Raw genomic sequence first — 7,266 nt, 5'->3', positions numbered from 1 at the left:
TTATAGTCGATTACTCGACTGTGCTTACTCACTCGTTGTTCAGTTTTCAAAGATCAATTTCTTTCGTTCACTGCCGTGTTACCGAAGCAGCGAGAAGTAATATACCATGTTGTTTTTTTAATTGCAAGCTTTTTTATTTCTTTTTTTTGTTGCTTATGTTTGCTTGCTTCCGAACAACGAGGACTAATGTACCATGTCTAGAAATCAATTACAACCCCTTTGAAAAAGTTCCACTATTGCCACTGTTTTGAATTGTTTCGCATAAATGAACCCTGCAGCATATGCTGCAGGGTTCATAGTTACTGTAGACTGGGCCTACTCCATTACAAAAGGCAAACCATCCTTCCAACCGATCTCTACTTTGGAGAGATACCACGTTTTACCCATGTCATTATTTCCTTGATAGAATAAGTACGTCCGCTCATCCTGATCTACAAACAGGAAAGGATGTCCAGATTCACTTGAATTCCAACTACCTGGCTCCCCATTTGGTAATAAGGGTTCTTCAAACAACCGCTTCCACTGAATGCCATCTTCACTGATCGCACAACCAATTTGCTGAGGTGCATTGTTATAAGCCCCTGCATAGAACATGTAGAGCTTGCCCTCTCGTTTGCACATGGCAGCAGCCTCAATACAAGCTCCCTCCCATGCCAACTCTGGCTTTAGAATGGTGTCTGTGCTAGCTTGTGTCCATGCTGCCCGTCCATAATCAGAATGAAGCGGAGCTGTTGCCACGCCTTGCATCTGAATCTCACCTTTCGGGTCACGCGTCGCATAGTAGAGAAATAGCTTCTCGTCGTGAACGATCACATCAGCGTCAATCGCTCTGCCATTGTTCCACTCCCCTGTTGGAGCGAAGATCGGATTCGTCTCGTTCTTGATAAACGTGAGCCCATCCTCCGATACCGCATGACAGATTGCATCCTTCGGAAAATTACCATACGTTTGATAAAATAAGTGCACACGACCTTCTAACACGATAGCGCCAGGCGCACAGATACCTTTGGCTTCACACGGCTGCTCAAGTGGCACTTCTCCGATCTTCGTCCAATTCTCCAAATCCGTGCTTTCCGCAACGCCGATTCCCCATCGGCCATCAATGAATGGTCCTCTCGAATAATATAAGAAGTATTTCCCCTTGTAGAAAACAACGGCCGGGTCCTTGGCATATGGCACTCCCGCTGTCATATCGGCAAATTTCATGATGATCTCTCCCATTCTTTTGTAAAAAGCTTACCGCTTCTCATGCATGCATGAAAAGCGGCACTAGCATCTTTTTTTAGTTTTGCTTGAATTTCCACATATCCTTCGCCAGGAATGCGGTATCTTTGTTCTCGTTATACCATTTCAAGTAGAACTCCTCTAACTTGGCACCGCCGGACTTCGTCCACAAGTCTTTCGCGTCAGTAAATGCTTGATCCACCGTGTACGCAGAACCAGAGACAATCGCTTTGTTATAGAAGTCCGTTATTTTGGTCACATTCGTATTTACGATTTTGAGATCTTCTGGTAATGCTGGCATATGTTCATTAGCCGTAATTGGCGCAAATTTCACATCATCGCTAAGGTTGGCGATATTGTTTTGTTTAATTAGCTCAATGAATTCCTTCTGCAACGGCTGACTGGCATCCAACTGACTTGTTACACTTGCACAAGGCTCGATCTCGATCTGCTGCAGCAAGAGTTGGAAGTCAAGATTCCAAGATACTTCTTTACTAAACTGCGCCAAATCCTTAGGCCCATAACAGCCATTGGCTTTTTTGACAGAATCCACTTCAGGTGTTCCGTATCGAAGCACTTCCGCAGTCGATTTGTCCGACATGAAGTCGATATATTTCATCGCTGCCTGCGGATCCTTCGTTTTCGAATTAATAACCGTTGTCATCTGGACCGGATTATTGACCCCCACGGCAAAACGACCATACGTAGAAGCAGGTAGCTTAATGGATGTCACTTCGGCAGTCGGCACGTTCTTCTTCAAAGGCTCGTAATAGGTAGCATAGTTTGCAGGGTCAACGGTACGTCCAACAAAAATACCTGTCTTCCCATTAATCCAATCTTGAACCGCTTTTTGACCATTTTTATCCGTTAAGAAATCCTTATCTGTCAGACCTGCGTCAAACAATTGTTTCTTGAAGGTCACTGCTGCTTTGGCTCTATCCCAATCGTGTACTAGCTTTCCATCTTGCAGTACCCAACTCACATCTTGGAACATCGTGGAGATCGCACTGCCCGTTTCACCGCTTAGCGCGATACCGTAGGTGTCCTTTTTGCCATTACCATCGGGATCATCATTCGCAAAAGCCTGTGCGACCTTGAATAGGTCTTCCACGGTTTCAGGCGCCTTTAAGCCAAGCTTCTTCAGCCAGTCTTCACGAATAAAGAGCGCTTGGAAGCCTACGAGCTTCTGAACACGGCCAAATTCATATTGCTTGCCATCTGATTTGGAGCCCGCTTTTTTCAGCTCAGGGTACTTTTGCATGAGTGCCTTATAGGTCGTGCTGTACTTTTGGATCAAATCATCAACAGGCATAATCTGTTTCTGCTGATAAAGCTGGTCTCTAAAATTGGTATCAAATTCATGAATAACGTCAGGTGCGCTGCCGGATGCGAATAAAATATTCAACTTCTGAACGGACTCACCACGAGGAATAGGCACATACTTGGCTTCGGCTGGTCCTGTTTCATTTACCCATTTGGTCCATCTGTTATTATCAATGGTGCCCATGCCTTGTGGAATGTTGCCGCGATCATAGAGCGTAACGGATATGTTCCCCTTTTTTGCAGGCGCAGTTGTACCTGCTGTTGTTCCCGTTGGTGCAGCAGTCGCCTCCGAGCCACTATCTTTCGAGCAAGCAACCAATAAACATCCACAAGCCATTGTCAGCGTTACGAGTGTTACCATTTTCCGATTCCAAGTTTTCATCTTCCATAACCCCTCTTCTGAGTTTTATCCTTTAATAGCCCCAATCATGACACCCTTAACAAAATGCCTTTGCAACAGTGGATAAATGATCATGATCGGCAGCACCATGACAATAATGGCAGCCGAGTTGACCTCTTCTGGTGTTAATAAAATCTGATCTGCAGCATCTGAGCTGTTCATTTGTGCTAGCATCGTTTGACTTTGAATCATTTGTTGAACCAGAACGGACAAGTTATATTTCGTTGTTTCATTGATGTAAATGAGCACATTGAAGAAAGAGTTCCAGTAACCCACACCGTAAAATAAAGCAAGTGTCGTAAGAACAGGCATCGATAATGGAAGTACAATTCGCGTCAAGTATTTCCAATCTCCACAACCATCTATCCTTGCAGCATCATCCAGCTCACTTGGAATGTTCTCCATAAAAGAGCGAAGTACAAGAAGATTAAAGGTACTGACAAGTCCCGGCAGCCATAAAGCCCAATAAGTGTTCATTATTCCATAGGCTTTCACGGTCAAATAAGTTGGAATCAGTCCGCCGCCGAAAAGCATCGTAAAGACGATGGCGAACAAGTACCATTTTCTCCCGAAGAAGTAGGAACGCGTTAATGGATATGCCGCCAGTATGGTAAAAGCCATACTTAAGACAACACCAACCCCTGTAATTTCTACGCTATTGAAAAAGGATTGTATAATCGGTGAGCCCGACATCAGCTGTTTATAGGATTCGAGCGAGAGGCCAATTGGATAAAAGGTTACCCAGCCTGACGCCACCGCATGCGTATCACTAATGGACAGCGATATGATGTGGAGCAAAGGGAATAAACACGCCAATGCTGCTATTGTTAATAAGCCATAAAATATGACGACTAATGTTCGTTCACCATATGAAGTTTGCATGTCGTCCTCCCCCTACCACAAGCCATTGCCGAATTTGCGTGCAATTCGATTCGTTACGAATACAAGGATCAAGCTAACCAAGGACTCAAATAGCCCGATAGCTGCTGTTAGACTGAATTGCGAGCCCATTAATCCAATTTTGTACACATACGTGGAGATGACCTCGGATATATTCGAAACTGTTGCGTTTTGCAGCATAAAAATTTGATCAAACCCGACTTCCATGACACGCCCCATCGCCAGTATAAACATTAATACCACCGTTGAGCTGATACCCGGCAGGGTTACATGCCAGATCTGCTTCCATTTACTAGCGCCATCCAATCCAGCAGCCTCATATAGACTGCCATCAATACTACCCAGTGCAGCTAAATAAACAATGGCACTAAATCCAGCTTCTTTCCAAATCCCAGAACCTACAAAGATAGATAGCCATGAGCCTTCATGATACAAGAAAGCGTACGAGTGTCCGAAGAGATACTGCCAAACACTATTTAGCATTCCGCTTTGCTGTGAAAAGATGGTAACGATGATCCCCCCAACGATGATCCACGAGAAGAAATGAGGTAGGAATACGAGCGTTTGTACGAGACTTTTAAACCACTTGGAACGAACTTCATTTAACATAATCGCCAGAAGAATTGGAAAAGGAAATCCAATAAAGATAGACAACATACTGAGTAAAAGTGTATTTCTTATAATTTGAATCGTAGCAGGTGTGCTAAATAGAACCTTGAAGTTCTCAAGTCCCACCCAAGGACTGTGGAGAATACCATCTCCGAAATTGTAATGTTTGAACGCCATGATACTACCGAACATCGGAACATATTTGAATAAGATAAAGAAAAGGATAATCGGCGTAAACATGAGGTAGAGTGGAATGTTGCGTTTCCAAGTTGCGCTGCCGATATGGTTCACCCCCTTGATGCATCTGTGTCAGAGTCTCCTGCAGGTTCGATCTGAACACAACCTCACTATACTTGGAGGGTCCTCTCGCCACAATTTCCATTATTCGCACCATAAACATTTATGTAAATCTACAAGAAAAAACCGCCCTTAGCAGATGCAAAGGAACGGCTTGTCTTGCCTAACGGTCAATAAACAATTTCCGCGAGTTAACATTTTGGTAAATGCGCTGAATTCTCAAGTACCATGCTGCTTTCGATACTCTCCCGGCGTGCTGCCTTCCGCTTTTTTAAAGGTACGGATAAAAGAAATCACCTGCAAATAACCGACTTGCTCACCAATCGACTGCACAGGTTCGGTCGTCTGAAGGAGCAATCGCTTCGCTTCTGTCATTCGAATATCGATCAGGTATTCAACGAAGCGTTCACCTGTTTCCGCTTTAAATAGCTTGCTCAATACCCGTGAAGGAAGATCAAATTTCTCACTCAAATAATTGAGGGACAAATCCGGGTTGCTGTAATTTTGAAGCAAATACAGTTTAATTTCATCAATGCGATTATGATGCTCGTTGGCCAGCTGCCATTCTTGTATGGACGCGACCAATGCATTCAACAAATCTTGTAAACCTACTTGGATATCTCCGATGAGATCTGTGGCAACCAAAGCGGTTCTCGCTTCAACATTGAGCCGATCTACCCAATGGCGGGCGAGTTCTGGCGGCAGGTCTTCCATTTCTTTTTCCAAAGCGAAAAACAAATAGTGAATGATATCGAGTACCTTCTCCCGAGGAAGCTGCTCTGTTCTCATATCTACAAATAGTTCTTCCAAAATCCGCTGCCATTCTGCTTCCGCTGCTCGCACAGCTTTGACTAACGATCGAACGGACTGCAGTTGGCGGTAGATATCACTCTGTAGGTGTGATTGCGTTTCTGTCGCATAGTAGACGTTGTTATAGCCACGGAGCGTTCTAAATTGCCCAGCTTTCAGCGCATCTTGATAGGAATGGCTAATTTCTTCTGCCTCATTCCCTCTGGTCCCAACATAAATGGAAATTGTAAATTTCAAATTCGTGGAAACCCAATTTTTGATTAATTGTGCCAAGGGCTCGATGGATGGGTAATCTTGTTCTGCCTGTACATAGAGAATGGCACATAATTGATCCGCCTCTTTCCATTCGAACCATACCGTTAACTCCTGGCTCTGGGCAATTTCTTGCAGCACACCATGAATAACAAACTTAAATAGCGACTGATCCCTGCTGGAGTATTTGGCTTGGAATTCTTGGTAATTATCGATTTCAATAATCATCACAAGCGTGGAATGAAAACTCTGGGGAAGCTCTAATTGCACGGCTTCCGTCTCCCACTCGGCTTGATTCAGAGAGAAATTACCTTCTAACAGCTCGTAGAACCAATATTTTTTGCGGATGGATAAATCCTCTTGATGTCGCAGTTCGTATTGATTCGATTTCTCAACTAAATTATCCAGGGCCGAGGTAATAAACTGAAATTCGTCATGTTCGGATTTCTTCCCCATAGACAAACTTCTTTTCAACGCATAACGATCAATTCGTATCATAATTTCTTCAATAGGCTTGTAGTTGCGATGAGTAATAAACATTAAGAACATGAGGCTAATCAAGATCGCACCAAACATTGGCAGGGTCCATGCACCAAAAAATACAGCCAATAAACTCCCTTGCTCTAACTTAGGCACCTTAACCGTGAGCTTCCACCCCGTATAGGAAGACGCAATGGCGCTAATCCCCCATGCGTTCGGTTCGATATCCGATCCCTCATCAAACTCTTTGAATGGTTGATCTTCAACACTCATCTCGATGGAATCCGCGGCATTCGCTTTAATGGATTGCAACATGCCAATCAGCGATCCCAGTTTAATATTGATGACCACGACGCCATTGGGCACTGATGATGTGATGGGGACCTTTTTGACAAGAGAAAGCACCTTATCAGAACGAGCCTCCCCGATGAATTGATTGTACGAACGAGGGGCTGTCCATTGAACACCCGCTTCCCCCTTGAATGCAGCATCCACAAAGGAAGCATCCGCGAATTGGTCAATTTTAAAAATGGAATTATCCGTAATCACTTCATTATTAGATTTCTTATAGATGTACACATCGCCGGCAAATGGGAACAACGTCTTGATGTTACTCAGCCTTTGCGAAATTTCATACGCCGCATACGGCGACACTGAATCATTACTGCTAAAATAACCCTTGATGGATTCATCGGTTAGCATCTGTTGGATGACGAAATTCTCGATTGTTTGAAACGAGGAGTCCACGACATTCATGACATGTGAAGCGAATACGTCATTCGTATTCTGAATGCGTTCTTTCGTTTCGACATTCCATTTGTAATAGAACACCATCATTAAGACCAACACGATAAAAAAGAAAAAAGGTACATATGAAAATAATAATCGGTAAAACCATTTCCTTTGCATGGTCTCCCCCTAATCGTCATTGCTAAGTGTAGTTTACTTTAGTCTACTACATTCCATGCGAT

At 43.8% G+C, this 7,266-nt stretch carries 5 protein-coding genes; all 5 read right to left on the bottom strand.

The genetic code is table 11. The features are described 5' to 3' along the window. Positions 1 to 315 precede the first annotated feature (315 nt). The 5 genes from AC58QT_RS27265 to AC58QT_RS27245 all read right to left on the bottom strand — a co-directional run bounded on the left by AC58QT_RS27265 (position 316) and on the right by AC58QT_RS27245 (position 7,204). Complete coding sequence (locus AC58QT_RS27265; RefSeq protein ID WP_497411760.1) at positions 316 to 1,206, bottom strand: family 43 glycosylhydrolase; 891 nt, start codon at positions 1,204 to 1,206, stop codon at positions 316 to 318. A 76-nt stretch (positions 1,207 to 1,282) separates the two neighbouring features. Then, complete coding sequence (locus AC58QT_RS27260; RefSeq protein ID WP_497411759.1) at positions 1,283 to 2,929, bottom strand: type 2 periplasmic-binding domain-containing protein; 1,647 nt, start codon at positions 2,927 to 2,929, stop codon at positions 1,283 to 1,285. A gap of 24 nt (positions 2,930 to 2,953) precedes the next feature. Next, the gene (locus tag AC58QT_RS27255; RefSeq protein WP_497411758.1) at positions 2,954 to 3,829 is read right to left on the bottom strand and encodes a carbohydrate ABC transporter permease; all 876 of its coding nucleotides are present in this window, start codon (positions 3,827 to 3,829) and stop codon (positions 2,954 to 2,956) included. A gap of 12 nt (positions 3,830 to 3,841) precedes the next feature. Next, the gene (locus AC58QT_RS27250) at positions 3,842 to 4,696 is read right to left on the bottom strand and encodes an ABC transporter permease (protein WP_497411770.1); all 855 of its coding nucleotides are present in this window, start codon (positions 4,694 to 4,696) and stop codon (positions 3,842 to 3,844) included. A 276-nt stretch (positions 4,697 to 4,972) separates the two neighbouring features. After that, complete coding sequence (locus AC58QT_RS27245; protein WP_497411757.1) at positions 4,973 to 7,204, bottom strand: helix-turn-helix domain-containing protein; 2,232 nt, start codon at positions 7,202 to 7,204, stop codon at positions 4,973 to 4,975. Positions 7,205 to 7,266 lie beyond the last annotated feature (62 nt).

Source organism: Paenibacillus sp. J31R109, assembly GCF_059692055.1.
This window is presented reverse-complemented; position numbering and strand designations above follow the sequence as displayed.